The organism is Pannus brasiliensis CCIBt3594 (genome assembly GCF_036688125.1).
GTDB classification, from domain to species: Bacteria; Cyanobacteriota; Cyanobacteriia; order Cyanobacteriales; family Microcystaceae; genus Pannus; species Pannus brasiliensis.
Window position 1 is genome coordinate 19,086 of record NZ_JBAFSM010000015.1, and the last position, 13,681, is coordinate 32,766.

A 13,681-nucleotide genomic window follows, 5' to 3' on the forward strand; every position below is an offset into this window, starting at 1 on the left:
GATATGGCAGTTAAAGAACGAGTTGGAGTGGTGGTTAGCGACAAAATGGATAAAACCGTGGTCGTCGCCATTGAAAACCGCTCTCCTCACCCCAAATACGGAAAAATTGTCGTCAATACCAAGAAATTCAAGGCACACGACGAGGAAAATCAAGCCAAAGAAGGCGATCGAGTCCGTATCCGCGAAACCCGACCCCTCAGTAAAACCAAACGTTGGGTCGTGGCGGAAATTCTCACCGACAAAGCCTAGGAACCGGGATACCAACCATGATTCAACAACAAACCTATCTCAATGTCGCGGACAATAGCGGCGCGCGTAAACTGATGTGTCTTCGCGTGCTCGGGACGGGGAACTGTACCTACGGCGGCATCGGTGACAAGATCATCGCCGTGGTAAAAGACGCGATCCCCAATATGCCCGTGAAAAAATCCGACGTGGTAACGGCCGTGATCGTCCGAACCAAGCAAACCCTGCACCGGGATAGCGGCATGAGCATCCGTTTCGACGACAACGCCGCCGTGATCATCAACAACGACGGCAACCCCAAGGGAACGCGGGTTTTCGGACCGGTAGCGCGGGAATTGCGAGATAAAAACTATACCAAAATTGTTTCTCTAGCACCCGAGGTTCTTTAGTTGATAGATTTATAGATTTTTCGAGAGGGTAGGAGTCAGGAGACAGGAGCCAGAATTCAGGAGTTTTAAATCTTGTATTTTGCTTTTCCAGTTAACGGTCAGCCCTGGACGAAAACCAACACTTTATCGACTGAAAAACGTCTAACTTTCCCGCCGTTAGGTCAACGAACATGAGTCAAAAGAAAAAACAAACCGCGCCCGAGCGTTACAAGATGCACGTCAAGAAAGGCGATACCGTTCAGGTGATCGCGGGTTCTGACAAGGGGAAAGTCGGCGAGATCCTGCGCGCGATCCCCCAAAAAAGCGAAGTGGTCGTCAAGGGAGTTAACATCCGCACCAAGCACGTTAAACCCCAACAGGAAGGAGAATCGGGTCAGATCGTTACCTACGAGGCCCCGATCCACAGTTCCAAAGTGATGCTCTATTCCAACAAACAGAAAATCGCCAGCCGCGTTTCCTACACCTTCACCGAAGAGGGTAAAAAAGTACGGGTGCTGAAGAAAACCGGAGAGATCATCGATTAATTCGAGCGGGAGAGACTCGGGAGCGATTGGAATCACGATCGCTGTTGTATTCTCCCTCCTGACTCGGTGAATTCACGAGAACTTCCTGACAAAGCCCAGGAACAAAGGACAAAACCCATGCCCCAGAAACTCAAAAACACCTATCAAGAAACGATCGTCCCGAAATTGAAAGAACAATTCGGGTACAAGAATATCCATCAGGTTCCCAAGGTGATCAAAGTGACGGTCAACCGGGGGTTAGGGGAAGCGTCGCAAAACGCCAAAGCCCTAGAATCCTCCCTCGCCGAACTCGCCACCATCACCGGACAGAAACCGGTCGTCACCCGCGCCAAAAAAGCGATCGCCGGTTTCAAGATCCGTCAGGGAATGCCCGTCGGCGTGATGGTCACGCTCCGGGGTGATCGGATGTACGCCTTCCTCGATCGACTGATCAACCTCGCCCTGCCCCGCATTCGCGACTTCCGCGGCATTAGCGCGAACAGTTTCGACGGTCGCGGCAACTACAGCCTCGGCATCCGCGAGCAATTGATTTTTCCGGAAATCGAATACGACAAAATCGACCAGATCCGCGGTATGGACATCTCGATCATCACCACCGCGAACAACGACGAAGAAGGCCGCGCCCTGCTCAAAGAGATGGGAATGCCCTTCCGCGACAAATAAGCGGGTCGGGATCTCCTGACACCGGACAGGAAGCCCCCTCCCCCCGATCGATTGTTGATCCCCCATAGGAGAAAAACAGGAAATTCATGTCTGCTAACGATACCATCTCGGATATGCTGACCCGCATCCGCAACGCTTGCGCGGTTCGGCATCCCACCACCCAAGTCCCCACCACCCGCATCACCCGGAGCATCGCCCGCGTGTTGAAAGAAGAGGGCTTCATCGAAGACTTCGAGGAAGTCGGCGAAGGTCTCAAAACCCATCTCGTCCTTTCCCTGAAATACAAGGGCAAAAATCGCCAACCCCTGATCACCACCCTCCAACGGGTCAGTAAACCGGGCTTGCGTGTCTACTCTCCCTCGAAAGATATTCCCCGTGTCCTCGGCGGTATCGGGATCGCCATCGTCTCGACTTCCAAAGGCATCATGACCGATCGGGAAGCCCGTAAACAAAACGTCGGCGGCGAGATCCTCTGTTACATCTGGTAAGGATTCGGTAGATCCCTACTATCCACGATTCCCTCAACGGATTAACCATTATGTCCCGAATTGGCAAACGCCCCATTCCCATCCCCAATAAAGTTACCGTCGATATCGATGGCTCGACGATCACGGTCAAGGGACCCAAGGGAACTCTCCAGAGAACCCTCCCCACCGCCGTAGCCGTTGCCAAAGACGGTGACACCCTACTCGTCACCCGAGCCGATGACTCCCGTACCGCGAGAGAGCGCCACGGTCTCTCCCGTACCCTCGTGGCCAACATGGTCGAGGGAGTTTCCGACGGCTTTCAAAAACGTCTCGACATTCAAGGGGTCGGCTACCGGGCCCAGGCCCAAGGGTCGAAATTAGTTCTCAACGTCGGCTACAGTAAACCCGTCGAACTGCCCATGCCCGACGGCATTAGCGTGGCGGTCGAAAATAACACCCAAGTGATCGTCAGCGGTATCGACAAAGAAGTGGTCGGCAATACCGCCGCCAAGATCCGCGAGGTACGTCCCCCCGAACCCTATAAAGGCAAGGGAATTCGCTATCTCGGCGAGGCGGTCAGACGGAAAGTCGGTAAAGCCGGCGGTAAAGGCGGTAAAGGAGGCAAAAAATAAACCATGAAACTCACTCGTAAAGAAGGCGTGCGCCGCCGTCACCGGCGCGTTCGGAAAACCGTGAACGGAACGCCGGAGCGGCCGCGTTTATCGGTTTTCCGCTCGAATAATCATATTTACGCTCAGATCATCGACGATACGGCGCAACATACCCTAGCCGCCGCCTCGACCCTCGATCCCGACCTGAAGGAAAAACTCGAATCCACCGCGACGAAAGAAGCGTCCGCCGCGGTCGGAACCCTCGTGGCCAAGCGCGCCCTAGAACGGGGGATCGAACAGGTGGTATTCGATCGGGGCGGCAACCTATACCACGGTCGCGTGCAAGCCCTCGCGGAAGCGGCGCGAGAAGCGGGATTAAACTTCTAAAACATCTTTTACCAGTGGCAAAACTATGGCAAAACGTCGTAAAAGTAACAAGGCCAAAGAAAAAGAGACAACCTGGCAAGAGCGGGTGATCCAGATCCGCCGGGTCAGCAAGGTCGTCAAAGGCGGGAAAAAACTCAGCTTCCGGGCGATCGTCGTCGTCGGTAACGAGAGCGGTCAGGTCGGGGTCGGGGTCGGCAAAGCCGGCGACGTGATCGGCGCGGTCCGTAAAGGCGTGGCCGACGGCAAAAAACAACTGATCGAGATCTCCCTCACCAAAGCCAACTCCATCACCCACGTCGCCCGCGGAGCTTCCGGGGGCGCTCAGGTTCTCGTCCGTCCGGCCGCGCCGGGGACGGGGGTAATCGCCGGGGGAGCCGTCCGCACCGTCTTAGAACTCGCGGGCGTGAAAAATATCCTCGCCAAACAACTCGGCAGTGATAACCCCCTCAACAACGCTAGAGCCGCCATCAACGCCCTCGAATCCCTCCGCACTTTCTCCGAAGTGGCCAAGGAAAGAGGCGTTCCTTTAGAACACCTGTACACCTAATTCTCGGATTCCAGATCATGAAACTACACGACATCGCCCCCCAACCGGGATCTACCAAGCGTCGTCGCCGGGTGGGACGGGGAATTTCCGCCGGACAGGGAGCCAGTGCCGGGTTAGGAATGCGGGGTCAGAAATCCCGCTCCGGTACGGGAACCCGCCCCGGTTTCGAGGGGGGACAAATGCCCCTCTACCGTCGCGTTCCCAAGTTGAAACACTTTCCCATCGTCAACCGGAAAGAGTACACGATCGTCAACCTCAAACAACTAGCCAAACTTCCCGCGAAAACGGAAGTCACCCTAGAAAGCTTGATGGAAGCCGGGATCGTTACTACCAACGACGGGCCCCTCAAAATTCTCGGGGACGGGGAAGTTACAGTCGCCCTCACCGTGAAAGCCGCCGCTTTTACCGCCAGTGCCAAAGAAAAAATCGAGGCCGCCAAAGGAACCTGCGAGGTGATCGAGGGGTAAACGGGTCTGTCCACCTTCGGGGGATGTATCCGTATATCATTAAAGGGATAGGGAAAATCTTAAGAAAACTAGGATAGTTCCTCGCTCGATCGCTTTTTTCGGATCACAAAACCGCACGAGAGGTAACGATTCATGGTCGTCAGTCGCGATAAGGCTCCCACGGCACAGGAAACATTTTTGCAAATGGCGCAAGCGGCCGGGTTACGCGGTCGCTTGTTGATCACCTTGGGTTTACTCGTCCTGATCCGCTTCGGGATGTTCGTCCCGATCCCCGGACTCGATCGGGCGAGATTAGCGGAAATCATTCAAGGTAACACCGCGTTAGGAATCCTCGACCTCTTCACCGGGGGCGGTCTTTCCACGCTCGGGATTTTCGCCCTGGGGATTCTGCCCTACATCAACGCGTCGATTATCGTCCAACTACTGACCGCCGCGATTCCCTCCCTGGAGGATCTCCAGAAAAACGAGGGAGAAGCCGGACGGCGCAAGATCGCCCAGATCACCCGCTATATCGCGTTAGGTTGGGCGATCGTCCAGAGTTTAGGGATCACGCTCGGTCTCTTGGTCGCTAACGGGGTTGTCGCTCCCGGCTTCTGGTCGATCGCGACCACGGTTCTGGCGCTGGTGGCCGGCTCGATGTTCGTGATGTGGATCTCGGAGCTGATCACCGAGCGGGGCTTAGGAAACGGAGCGTCCCTGTTGATTTTCGTCAACATCGTCGCGGTTCTACCGAAAACCCTCGGCGATACGATCACTTTCGCCCAACAGGGAGGACGGCAGACGATCGCCCAGGTGGTCATCCTCCTGATCGTCTTCCTAATCATGATTATCGGTATCGTTTTCGTCCAGGAAGGAACCCGTCGCATCCCGATCGTCTCGGCCCGCCGTCAGGTCGGTCGCCGTCTCTATCGCGAGCGCACCAGTTACCTTCCCCTGCGACTCAATCAGGGGGGCGTGATGCCGATTATCTTCGCCTCGGCGGTCTTGGTTCTGCCCTACCAGTTAGTCCAGGCCCTACCCACCGGCAATCCCGTCGGGCAAGTTCTCGTCGGGATCGTCAACGCTCTCCGTCCCGATAGTTGGGGCTACGTGCTGTTTTACAGCGCGTTGATCCTCGGTTTCAGCTATTTCTACTCCTCGCTGGTCGTTAACCCGAAAGATATGTCGCAAAACCTCAAGAAAATGGGGGCGAGTATTCCGGGTATCCGACCGGGGACGGCGACGACGAATTATTTAGAGGGAGTTCTCAACCGGCTTACCCTTTTGGGCGCGCTCTTTTTAAGCGTCGTGGCGACCGTACCGACTTTGGTGGAGAGCGCCACGGGGGTCACGACCTTCCGCGGTTTAGGAGCGACCTCTCTGTTGATTCTCGTCGGGGTGGCGATCGATACCGCCAAACAGATTCAAACCTACGTCATCTCTCAACGCTACGAGGGCATGATCAAACAGTAAACCCGACTGGCGATCGGTCTCGATCGCCGGTTTTCCCCTGTCACTTTATGGCTAGAACTGATGAGTAAACGGATCGGCGTGATATTTCTCGGCCCCCCCGGATCGGGGAAAGGAACCCAAGCCCAACGCTTGGCGGGAACTTTACAGATCCCCCACATCTCCACCGGGGAGATTCTCCGGGAGGCGATCGCCAAGGCGACCCCCCTCGGTCAACAGGCCAAATCCTACGTGGAAAACGGCGATCTCGTTCCCGATTCCCTCCTGCTGGATCTGATTCGGGAGCGTTTACAGCAAGAGGACACGGAAAAAGGCTGGATTCTCGATGGTTTTCCCCGTAACGTGGCGCAAGCGGCGTTTTTAGAGGAATTGCTGCAAGAATTTACCGATACCGTCTGGTACGCGATCAATCTGGAGGTTCCCGACGAGGTGCTGATCGATCGCCTCCTACACCGCGGCCGTCAGGACGATACCGTGGAAACGATCGCCCACCGTCTGGAGGTGTACCACAAACAGACCGAACCGGTACTGGGCTATTACCGCGAGAGAAACGCCCTCCACAGCATCGACGGTCATCGATCGCTCGACGAGGTGACGGACTCGCTCACGGCGATCGTCGGCCGCTAAAAATTGTTCCTTTTGGCTCGTGAAATTTTGCTAAGATACAAGAATACGGGTAAGTTATACTGGAGAAATTGTGCTAATACACGGATCGCTCTCCGGCTATCGGGTTACTCGTCTTCTCAAAAAGTGAGGGAATTACTTTGTCCAAGCAAGATTTGATCGAAATGGAAGGAACCGTCACCGAATCCTTGCCGAACGCCATGTTTCGGGTGGATCTCGACAACGGCTTTAACGTCCTCGCCCATATCTCCGGAAAAATCCGTCGGAACTATATCAAGATCCTCCCCGGCGATCGGGTTAAGGTGGAACTCACCCCCTACGATTTAAGCAAGGGAAGGATCACCTACCGGTTGAAGAACCAGAAAAAATAATTTTTTTCGAGATCCCCGCGATCTTTTTATAAATTATTTTCCCGATATAGGTGACAGGGGTTAACGATTTCTGATATAATAATGAGCTTGCAGTGTTGCCGGAATACTAGGCATGAAAGTTAGAGCGTCTGTCAAAAAAATGTGTGAAAAGTGCCGCGTCATCCGTCGTCGCGGCAAAGTCATGGTGATCTGTTCTAACCCCAAGCACAAGCAACGTCAGGGATAGAGGATCGTTACCGTTTATTGTAGTCGTTTTTGGAAAAAATCGTTTCTAGGGAGAAAGAAAAAGCGTGGCAAGGATAGCTGGTATAGACCTACCTCGCGATAAACGAGTGGAAATCGCGCTGACCTATTTATACGGGATCGGTCTAACGCGTTCCCAGGAAGTGTTATCGGCGACGGGAGTGAACCCGGACACACGGGTCAAAGACCTCAGCGATGAAGACGTGGCGGCGCTCCGGTCTTACATCGAGACGAACTATCAGATCGAGGGCGATCTGAGACGATTAGAGGCGATGAACATCAAACGCCTCACCGACATCGGCACCTATCGCGGCCGCCGTCACCGGATGGGATTACCCGTGCGGGGACAACGGACGAGAACCAACGCCCGTACCCGTCGGGGTCGTCGGGTTACGGTCGCCGGGAAGAAAAAAGCCCCCTCCAAGAAATAATCGCCGATTTAGTACGGCTTTCGGGTCGTATTTGTTCGATTTCCGCTATCTAGAGTTAAATACAGCACTATGGCTCGTCCAACCAAGAAAACCGGCCCCAAAAAGGCCAAGAAAAATATTCCCAACGGGGTCGCCCATATTCAATCCACCTTCAACAACACGATCGTCACGATCGCCGATACCAAGGGCGACGTGATTTCCTGGGCATCGGCCGGTTCGAGCGGTTTTAAGGGAGCGAAAAAAGGCACGCCCTTCGCCGCCCAAACCGCCGCCGATAACGCCGCCCGCCGGGCGATCGAGCAGGGAATGCGTCAACTCGAAGTGATGGTCAGCGGCCCCGGCGCGGGACGGGAAACCGCCATCCGCGCCCTCCAGGGAGCCGGGTTAGAGATCACCCTGATTCGAGACGTGACCCCGATCCCCCACAACGGCTGTCGTCCCCCCAAACGTCGCAGAGTGTAAACGGAACAAGTAAAAAACAGGGATCTGGAAAAGTTAACCGATCCGTTCATTTTTTACTTTTTACCCTTATTACGGGAGGTCAATCGGTGGCGCAGTTTCAAATCGAGTGTGTAGAAGCGAAGACCCTGAAAAATCAGAGTCAGTACAGTAAATTCGTCCTGGAACCCCTGGAAAGGGGGCAAGGGACCACGGTGGGGAACGCCCTAAGACGGATTCTTTTATCCAACCTCGAAGGGGCGGCGGTAACGGCCATCCGGATCGCCGGGGTTAACCACGAGTTCGCCACCGTCGAGGGAGTGCGCGAGGACGTGATGGAACTCATGCTCAACATGAAAGAGATCATCCTCAAAAGCTATACCAATCAACCGCAGATCGGGCGATTGGTCGCCACCGGCCCGGCGACGGTCGTGGCGGGACAATTTGAAGTTCCCTCGGAAATCGAGATCGTCGATCCCAACCAGTACGTCGCCACTTTAGCGGATTCGGCGAAATTGGAAATGGAATTCCGGGTGGAGAAAGGCAAAGGCTACCGGGCGATCGAGCGGGGGAAAGACGAAACTACCTCCCTCGATTTTCTCCAGATCGACTCGGTGTTCATGCCCGTCACCAAAGTGAACTATAGCGTGGAAGATATCCGCGCCGAGAACGGTCAGCCTAGAGATCGATTGTACTTGGAAATCTGGACGAACGGGAGCGTCAATCCGAAAGAAGCGCTTTCCCAAGCGGCGGATCTGCTCGTCAACCTGTTCAATCCGCTTAAGGATCTCAACGCCTTAGAATCCGCTCAAAGCTTCGACGATCAGGAAATTAACCAAGAAAACCAGATCCCGATCGAGGAGTTACAACTATCCGTGCGCGCTTACAATTGCCTCAAGCGAGCGCAGATCAATACTGTAGCCGACTTACTCGATTACAGTCAAGAAGACCTCTTGGAGATCAAGAACTTCGGACAGAAATCGGCGGAAGAAGTCATCGAAGCGCTACAGAAACGGTTAGGGATCGCCCTACCGCAAGAAAAAGCCAAACCGTAGTTCGATAGTAGTACCCGATCATGCGTCATCGATGTAAAGTGCCTCAACTGGGTTTGCCGGCCGACCAGCGTAAAGCCCTGCTGAGATCGCTATCCACCCAACTGATCCGTCACGGTCAGATCACCACCACCCTGACGAGAGCCAAAGCGGTTCGCGCCGAGGTGGATCACATTATCACCCTCGCCAAAGATGGCTCCCTCAGTGCCAGAAGACAGGCGATGGGCTATATCTACGACAAACAACTCGTTCACGCTCTTTTCGAGGGCGCGAAAGAGCGTTACGGCAGTCGGAACGGGGGCTATACCCGGGTCGTCCGTACCTTACGCCGTCGCGGGGATAATGCCCCGATGGCGATTATCGAGTTGATGTAACGGGTAGCGTCGAATGTCCGAACCTCGACCCTCGGAGCGGATCGCCCTGGTTATCCAGTACGTGGGAACCCGTTTTCACGGTTGGCAAAGACAACCGAACGATCGGAGCGTGCAGGAGGAGATCGAAACGGCCCTCGCGGAAATTCTCGGTCATCCCGTCACCCTTCACGGGGCCGGACGAACCGATAGCGGGGTACACGCCGCGGCGCAAGTGGCTCACTTCGACCACTCTAGCGCGATTCCCCCGAACCGCTGGGCCAAGGTTCTCAACGCCCGCTTACCCGAAGACATCGCGATCCGCGCCTCGGCGAAGGTTCCCGATACCTGGCACGCTCGATTCTCGGCTCTCTGGCGACGCTATCGGTACACGTTCTACACCGATAACCAACCCGATCTTTTTGTCAGTCCCTTTAGTTGGCATTACTATCAAGCCCCGCTAAACGTGGATTTGATGCGGGAGGCGCTAGAACCGTTGGTGGGCAAACACCATCTCGCCGCCTTCCATCGCGCCAATTCCAGCCGCCGCCATTCCTGGGTGGACGTGCAGGCGGTGGAATGTTACCGAACCGGCGCGTTCGTCTATCTGGAAATTCAGGCGAACGGTTTTCTGTACGGGATGGTCCGGCTGTTGGTGGGGATGTTGGTAGAGGTGGGGAGCGGGGAACGATCGCTCGATAACTTCGCCGATATCTGGATTAACCAGCGTCGGGAACTCGTGAAATACGCCGCCCCCGCGAAAGGACTCTGTTTACTCCGGGTGGGCTATCCCGACTTCCCTTTCCCGAAAAGTGTCTGGTTCGATACCCAGCCCCTGTATCACTTCAGAAACCCCGATAATAATTTCTCTCCGATCGCTCGATCGAACGAAACATGAACAAAACCCCTCTCCCCAATCCCGACACCCTCGAACAGAAATGGTACGTCATCGACGCGGCCGATCAGCGTCTGGGTCGTCTCGCCACCGAGGTCGCCATGATCCTCCGGGGCAAAAATAAACCCACCTTCACCCCGCATCTCGACACCGGCGATTTTGTCATCGTCATTAACGCCGAGAAAGTCGCCGTAACGGGCAAAAAACGCCAGCAGAAAGTCTATCGTAGAGATTCCGGCAGACCGGGCGGGATGAAGGTCGAAACCTTCGATAAATTGCAAAAACGGATTCCCGAACGGATCGTCGAACACGCCGTCCGGGGAATGCTCCCGAAAAACAGCCTGGGACGGAAATTATTCACCAAACTCAAAGTTTATAAGGGATCGGAACACCCCCACCAAGCCCAAAAACCGGAAGTTTTAGCCCTCAACACCATTCCCGAAGGAGGTAAATAATCTTGGTACAGACTATCGAGAAAGATAAAGCGGTCTACCGCGGGACGGGACGGCGTAAATCGGCCGTCGCTTCCGTGCGTCTCATCCCCGGCACCGGGGCGATCACCGTCAACGGTCGCGACGGGGACACTCATTTTAACCGTATCCCCACCTATATCCAGACGATCAAGGCTCCTTTAGAGACCTTGGGACTGGAAAACGAGTACGATATCATCGTCAAAGCGGAAGGTGGCGGTTTAACCGGTCAAGCGGACGCGGTGAAACTGGGAGTCGCGAGAGCCTTGTGCCAACTAGCCCCGGAAAATCGTTCCCCGCTCAAGAGCGAGGGCTATCTCACCCGCGATCCCCGCGCCAAGGAACGGAAAAAATACGGTCTTCACAAAGCCCGGAAAGCGCCGCAATACTCCAAGCGTTAATTTTTACTGTCGGAAGGTGAGGGAGATAGGGAAGGTGAGGGAGATGAGGAAGATTATAAATATTACTAATCTCCTGACTCCTGCCTCCTGACTCCTGACTCCCGCCTCCTGCCCTATCTAGAAAAACTGGAAAATCCTATGCCGAAAGATAACATCCATCCTACTTGGTATCCCGAAGCCAAGGTGATCTGTAACGGGGAGGTCGTGATGACCGTCGGTTCTACCAAACCCGAGATTCACGTCGAGGTTTGGTCGGGTAATCACCCCTTCTATACGGGAACCCAGAAGATGATCGATACCGAGGGACGGGTCGATCGCTTCTTGCGGAAGTATAAAATGGGCGGTCAAGCGGGCAAGAAAGCCGAGAAAAAATAATCGCCCCGATCGCCGTACCGATCGACCGAGTAGATCCGCGAGGGACTACTCGGTTAATTTTTTCCGTCCGCGATGGTAGGGAGTTGATAGATCTCTCGCGCGATTCGTTTTTGAAAGTTTAAAAACTTCAAAAAATAGGATTATAGTAGATAAATAGTTTTTTATCGAGTTTTTAGCTCGAATTTTCTTTATTATTCCGCCTGGCTCCTGGCTCCTTACCCACGCGATACTTTTTAAAGTTTGCAAGAGATCCGGGGACGATCCCGCTCGTTTGATAATAATTTCGATAAAAATCTTCAATGTTTCCCGCTATCTCCGGGGAAGTCTCTGGAACCTTTATAATAGATAGCCATGTAAAGAAATCGACACAGGATTCCCCCGATCGAAGGAGAAAAAGCTAAACGTGTTTGTCCTTAAAGGTTACGAATATTTTCTAGGATTCCTGCTCGCGTGCAGTTTAGTTCCGATCCTCGCCCTGACCGCCTCGAAACTCCTCCGTCCCGCGGGAGGCGGGCCCGAGCGCCGCACCACCTACGAATCCGGTATGGAGCCGATCGGCGGGGCGTGGATTCAATTTAACATTCGTTATTATATGTTCGCCCTCGTTTTCGTGGTCTTCGACGTGGAAACCGTCTTCCTCTACCCGTGGGCGGTCGCTTTCAATCAATTAGGCGTTCTCGCTTTCGTTGAAGCCCTGATCTTCATCGCCATCCTCGTGGTCGCGCTCGTCTACGCGTGGCGCAAAGGGGCCTTAGAGTGGTCGTAGAAGCCTTCCCACATCCTGAACCTTGAGAGAGTAACCCATGAGCGTGAACCCCACCACCGAATTCAATCAACTGCTCCAACAACAGAGCGAAAAAATTCTCAACCCGATCGAGCGTACCCAAGTGACGCGGGAACTATCGGAAAACGTCATTTTAACCACCGTTGACGATCTCTACAACTGGGCGCGACTCTCTAGCCTCTGGCCGATGCTCTACGGGACGGCTTGCTGTTTCATCGAGTTCGCCGCGCTGATCGGTTCGCGTTTCGACTTCGATCGCTTCGGCCTCGTTCCCCGTTCCAGTCCCCGTCAGGCGGATCTGATCATCACCGCGGGAACGATCACCATGAAAATGGCCCCCGCGCTCGTCCGTCTCTACGAGGAAATGCCCGAACCCAAATACGTGATCGCGATGGGCGCCTGCACCATCACCGGGGGAATGTTCAGCAGTGATTCCACCACCGCGGTGCGCGGGGTCGATAAACTGATTCCCGTCGATGTGTATATTCCCGGTTGTCCCCCGCGTCCGGAAGCGATTATCGACGCGATCGTTAAACTTCGTAAGAAAGTCGCTAACGAATCGATTCAAGAGCGATCGATCATTCAACAGACCCATCGTTATTACAGCACGACGCACAAAATGCAGGCCGTCGAGCCGATCTTAACGGGTAAATATCTCCAGTCCGCCACGCGCCAGGCCCCCCCGAAAGAACTGGCCGAGGCGCTCGGACTGCCCGTTTCCCCCGCCCTCGTCACCGCCAAGGAGGAAGCTTAACGTGAGCGAAGAAACCGCCAACACTCCCGAAACCCCCACCCCCGAAACCGCGGCGATCGTCCAGGTCGGGCCGACCTCTTCCTGGTTAACCGAAAACGGTTTCGAGCATACCGCTTTAGAAGCCGATCACAGCGGGGTCGAACTGATCCGAGTCGAACCGGAATATTTACTACCGATCGCTACCGCTCTCTACGCCAACGGATTCAACTATCTCCAGTGTCAGGGCGCTTACGATCTCGGGCCGGGTAAAGAGTTAGTCAGCTTCTACCACCTGATCAAAGTTGCCGATAACGTGGAGAAAGCCGAAGAAGTGCGCTTGAAAGTGTTCCTTCCCCGAGAGAACCCCCGCGTTCCCTCGGTGTACTGGATCTGGAAGGCGGCGGACTGGCAGGAACGGGAAAGCTACGATATGTACGGCATTATCTACGAGGGACACCCCAACCTGAAACGGCTTCTCATGCCGGAGGACTGGATCGGCTGGCCGCTTCGGAAAGATTACGTCTCGCCAGAATTCTACGAGCTACAGGACGCTTATTAAGGAAAAAATCGAGAATTCAGGAGTCAGAAGAGCTATCTTCTGACTTTTTGCTTTTTTCGCGGAACAAATCTATCGATCGACCGGACAGATACAGTAACCCCTGTCGAGACGCGGGATGATTTATAGCGTTAAGCGATCGGCTAAGAACTGACCGAGCCAAGGTAATAGTGCTTTTCTCTGTCTTCACTTAAAGCCGTAGCGCTAT

Annotated in this window: 24 protein-coding genes; all 24 read left to right on the forward strand. The window is 54.5% G+C overall.

From position 1 onward, the window contains the following. The first annotated feature begins 3 nt into the window (after window positions 1-3). Window positions 4-249: a 30S ribosomal protein S17 gene (gene rpsQ / locus V0288_RS09560; protein ID WP_332864858.1), complete on the forward strand. Its 246-nt coding sequence runs from the start codon at window positions 4-6 to the stop codon at window positions 247-249. 17 nt (window positions 250-266) lie between these two features. Beyond that, a complete protein-coding gene (gene rplN / locus V0288_RS09565) occupies window positions 267-635 on the forward strand; it encodes a 50S ribosomal protein L14 (RefSeq protein ID WP_332864859.1) in 369 nt (122 codons plus the stop codon). A 170-nt stretch (window positions 636-805) separates the two neighbouring features. Continuing rightward, window positions 806-1,159, forward strand: a complete 354-nt coding sequence (gene rplX / locus V0288_RS09570; protein ID WP_332864860.1) for a 50S ribosomal protein L24 — start codon at window positions 806-808, stop codon at window positions 1,157-1,159. Between the two features lie 117 nt (window positions 1,160-1,276). After that, on the forward strand, window positions 1,277-1,822 hold the full coding sequence (gene rplE / locus V0288_RS09575; RefSeq protein WP_332864861.1) for a 50S ribosomal protein L5: 546 nt from the start codon (window positions 1,277-1,279) through the stop codon (window positions 1,820-1,822). Between the two features lie 86 nt (window positions 1,823-1,908). Beyond that, a complete protein-coding gene (rpsH, locus tag V0288_RS09580) occupies window positions 1,909-2,310 on the forward strand; it encodes a 30S ribosomal protein S8 (RefSeq protein ID WP_332864862.1) in 402 nt (133 codons plus the stop codon). A 50-nt stretch (window positions 2,311-2,360) separates the two neighbouring features. Continuing rightward, on the forward strand, window positions 2,361-2,921 hold the full coding sequence (gene rplF / locus V0288_RS09585; protein WP_332864863.1) for a 50S ribosomal protein L6: 561 nt from the start codon (window positions 2,361-2,363) through the stop codon (window positions 2,919-2,921). A gap of 3 nt (window positions 2,922-2,924) precedes the next feature. Beyond that, entirely contained in the window at window positions 2,925-3,287 is a 363-nt protein-coding gene (rplR, locus tag V0288_RS09590; protein ID WP_332864864.1) for a 50S ribosomal protein L18, read from the forward strand. Between the two features lie 25 nt (window positions 3,288-3,312). Continuing rightward, window positions 3,313-3,834, forward strand: a complete 522-nt coding sequence (rpsE, locus tag V0288_RS09595) for a 30S ribosomal protein S5 (protein WP_332864865.1) — start codon at window positions 3,313-3,315, stop codon at window positions 3,832-3,834. 17 nt (window positions 3,835-3,851) lie between these two features. Further along, window positions 3,852-4,301, forward strand: a complete 450-nt coding sequence (gene rplO / locus V0288_RS09600) for a 50S ribosomal protein L15 (protein ID WP_332864866.1) — start codon at window positions 3,852-3,854, stop codon at window positions 4,299-4,301. Between the two features lie 132 nt (window positions 4,302-4,433). Next, window positions 4,434-5,753 carry a preprotein translocase subunit SecY gene (secY, locus tag V0288_RS09605; protein ID WP_332864867.1) on the forward strand — a complete coding sequence of 440 codons (1,320 nt, stop codon included), beginning with the start codon at window positions 4,434-4,436 and terminating at the stop codon, window positions 5,751-5,753. Between the two features lie 60 nt (window positions 5,754-5,813). Next, window positions 5,814-6,377: an adenylate kinase gene (locus V0288_RS09610; protein ID WP_332864868.1), complete on the forward strand. Its 564-nt coding sequence runs from the start codon at window positions 5,814-5,816 to the stop codon at window positions 6,375-6,377. A gap of 137 nt (window positions 6,378-6,514) precedes the next feature. After that, on the forward strand, window positions 6,515-6,745 hold the full coding sequence (gene infA / locus V0288_RS09615; RefSeq protein WP_332864869.1) for a translation initiation factor IF-1: 231 nt from the start codon (window positions 6,515-6,517) through the stop codon (window positions 6,743-6,745). 112 nt (window positions 6,746-6,857) lie between these two features. Further along, window positions 6,858-6,971: a 50S ribosomal protein L36 gene (gene rpmJ / locus V0288_RS09620; RefSeq protein ID WP_332864870.1), complete on the forward strand. Its 114-nt coding sequence runs from the start codon at window positions 6,858-6,860 to the stop codon at window positions 6,969-6,971. 64 nt (window positions 6,972-7,035) lie between these two features. Next, window positions 7,036-7,419 carry a 30S ribosomal protein S13 gene (rpsM, locus tag V0288_RS09625; RefSeq protein WP_332864871.1) on the forward strand — a complete coding sequence of 128 codons (384 nt, stop codon included), beginning with the start codon at window positions 7,036-7,038 and terminating at the stop codon, window positions 7,417-7,419. A 69-nt stretch (window positions 7,420-7,488) separates the two neighbouring features. Beyond that, the gene (gene rpsK, locus V0288_RS09630; protein WP_332864872.1) at window positions 7,489-7,881 is read left to right on the forward strand and encodes a 30S ribosomal protein S11; all 393 of its coding nucleotides are present in this window, start codon (window positions 7,489-7,491) and stop codon (window positions 7,879-7,881) included. An 86-nt stretch (window positions 7,882-7,967) separates the two neighbouring features. Then, on the forward strand, window positions 7,968-8,912 hold the full coding sequence (locus V0288_RS09635; protein ID WP_332864873.1) for a DNA-directed RNA polymerase subunit alpha: 945 nt from the start codon (window positions 7,968-7,970) through the stop codon (window positions 8,910-8,912). Window positions 8,913-8,932: 20 nt separating this feature from the next. Continuing rightward, on the forward strand, window positions 8,933-9,283 hold the full coding sequence (rplQ, locus tag V0288_RS09640) for a 50S ribosomal protein L17 (protein WP_332864874.1): 351 nt from the start codon (window positions 8,933-8,935) through the stop codon (window positions 9,281-9,283). A gap of 13 nt (window positions 9,284-9,296) precedes the next feature. Next, entirely contained in the window at window positions 9,297-10,157 is an 861-nt protein-coding gene (truA, locus tag V0288_RS09645; RefSeq protein WP_332864875.1) for a tRNA pseudouridine(38-40) synthase TruA, read from the forward strand. Further along, window positions 10,154-10,609: a 50S ribosomal protein L13 gene (gene rplM / locus V0288_RS09650; RefSeq protein ID WP_332864876.1), complete on the forward strand. Its 456-nt coding sequence runs from the start codon at window positions 10,154-10,156 to the stop codon at window positions 10,607-10,609. Before truA ends, rplM begins: the two co-directional genes overlap by 4 nt. Window positions 10,610-10,611: 2 nt before the next feature. Beyond that, the gene (gene rpsI, locus V0288_RS09655) at window positions 10,612-11,025 is read left to right on the forward strand and encodes a 30S ribosomal protein S9 (protein ID WP_332864877.1); all 414 of its coding nucleotides are present in this window, start codon (window positions 10,612-10,614) and stop codon (window positions 11,023-11,025) included. 138 nt (window positions 11,026-11,163) lie between these two features. Further along, window positions 11,164-11,400, forward strand: a complete 237-nt coding sequence (gene rpmE, locus V0288_RS09660) for a 50S ribosomal protein L31 (protein WP_332864878.1) — start codon at window positions 11,164-11,166, stop codon at window positions 11,398-11,400. Window positions 11,401-11,803: 403 nt separating this feature from the next. Next, complete coding sequence (gene ndhC, locus V0288_RS09665) at window positions 11,804-12,166, forward strand: photosynthetic/respiratory NAD(P)H-quinone oxidoreductase subunit C (RefSeq protein WP_332864879.1); 363 nt, start codon at window positions 11,804-11,806, stop codon at window positions 12,164-12,166. 37 nt (window positions 12,167-12,203) lie between these two features. Then, window positions 12,204-12,938 carry a photosynthetic/respiratory NAD(P)H-quinone oxidoreductase subunit K gene (gene ndhK / locus V0288_RS09670; RefSeq protein ID WP_332864880.1) on the forward strand — a complete coding sequence of 245 codons (735 nt, stop codon included), beginning with the start codon at window positions 12,204-12,206 and terminating at the stop codon, window positions 12,936-12,938. Window position 12,939: 1 nt separating this feature from the next. Beyond that, a complete protein-coding gene (locus V0288_RS09675; protein ID WP_332864881.1) occupies window positions 12,940-13,476 on the forward strand; it encodes an NAD(P)H-quinone oxidoreductase subunit J in 537 nt (178 codons plus the stop codon). Window positions 13,477-13,681: the final 205 nt, after the last annotated feature.

Bases quoted from the DNA above. Each gene is read 5' to 3' on its own strand.
- rpmJ (WP_332864870.1), top strand. From the start codon at position 6,858: ATGAAAGTTAGAGCGTCTGTCAAAAAAATGTGTGAAAAGTGCCGCGTC.
- rpsK (WP_332864872.1), top strand. From the start codon at position 7,489: ATGGCTCGTCCAACCAAGAAAACCGGCCCCAAAAAGGCCAAGAAAAAT.
- rpmE (WP_332864878.1), top strand. From the start codon at position 11,164: ATGCCGAAAGATAACATCCATCCTACTTGGTATCCCGAAGCCAAGGTG.
- rplF (WP_332864863.1), top strand. From the start codon at position 2,361: ATGTCCCGAATTGGCAAACGCCCCATTCCCATCCCCAATAAAGTTACC.
- rplQ (WP_332864874.1), top strand. From the start codon at position 8,933: ATGCGTCATCGATGTAAAGTGCCTCAACTGGGTTTGCCGGCCGACCAG.
- secY (WP_332864867.1), top strand. From the start codon at position 4,434: ATGGTCGTCAGTCGCGATAAGGCTCCCACGGCACAGGAAACATTTTTG.
- rplR (WP_332864864.1), top strand. From the start codon at position 2,925: ATGAAACTCACTCGTAAAGAAGGCGTGCGCCGCCGTCACCGGCGCGTT.
- rplO (WP_332864866.1), top strand. From the start codon at position 3,852: ATGAAACTACACGACATCGCCCCCCAACCGGGATCTACCAAGCGTCGT.
- rpsH (WP_332864862.1), top strand. From the start codon at position 1,909: ATGTCTGCTAACGATACCATCTCGGATATGCTGACCCGCATCCGCAAC.
- V0288_RS09610 (WP_332864868.1), top strand. From the start codon at position 5,814: ATGAGTAAACGGATCGGCGTGATATTTCTCGGCCCCCCCGGATCGGGG.
- rplM (WP_332864876.1), top strand. From the start codon at position 10,154: ATGAACAAAACCCCTCTCCCCAATCCCGACACCCTCGAACAGAAATGG.
- rplX (WP_332864860.1), top strand. From the start codon at position 806: ATGAGTCAAAAGAAAAAACAAACCGCGCCCGAGCGTTACAAGATGCAC.
- ndhK (WP_332864880.1), top strand. From the start codon at position 12,204: ATGAGCGTGAACCCCACCACCGAATTCAATCAACTGCTCCAACAACAG.
- rpsQ (WP_332864858.1), top strand. From the start codon at position 4: ATGGCAGTTAAAGAACGAGTTGGAGTGGTGGTTAGCGACAAAATGGAT.
- rplE (WP_332864861.1), top strand. From the start codon at position 1,277: ATGCCCCAGAAACTCAAAAACACCTATCAAGAAACGATCGTCCCGAAA.
- rpsE (WP_332864865.1), top strand. From the start codon at position 3,313: ATGGCAAAACGTCGTAAAAGTAACAAGGCCAAAGAAAAAGAGACAACC.
- truA (WP_332864875.1), top strand. From the start codon at position 9,297: ATGTCCGAACCTCGACCCTCGGAGCGGATCGCCCTGGTTATCCAGTAC.
- rplN (WP_332864859.1), top strand. From the start codon at position 267: ATGATTCAACAACAAACCTATCTCAATGTCGCGGACAATAGCGGCGCG.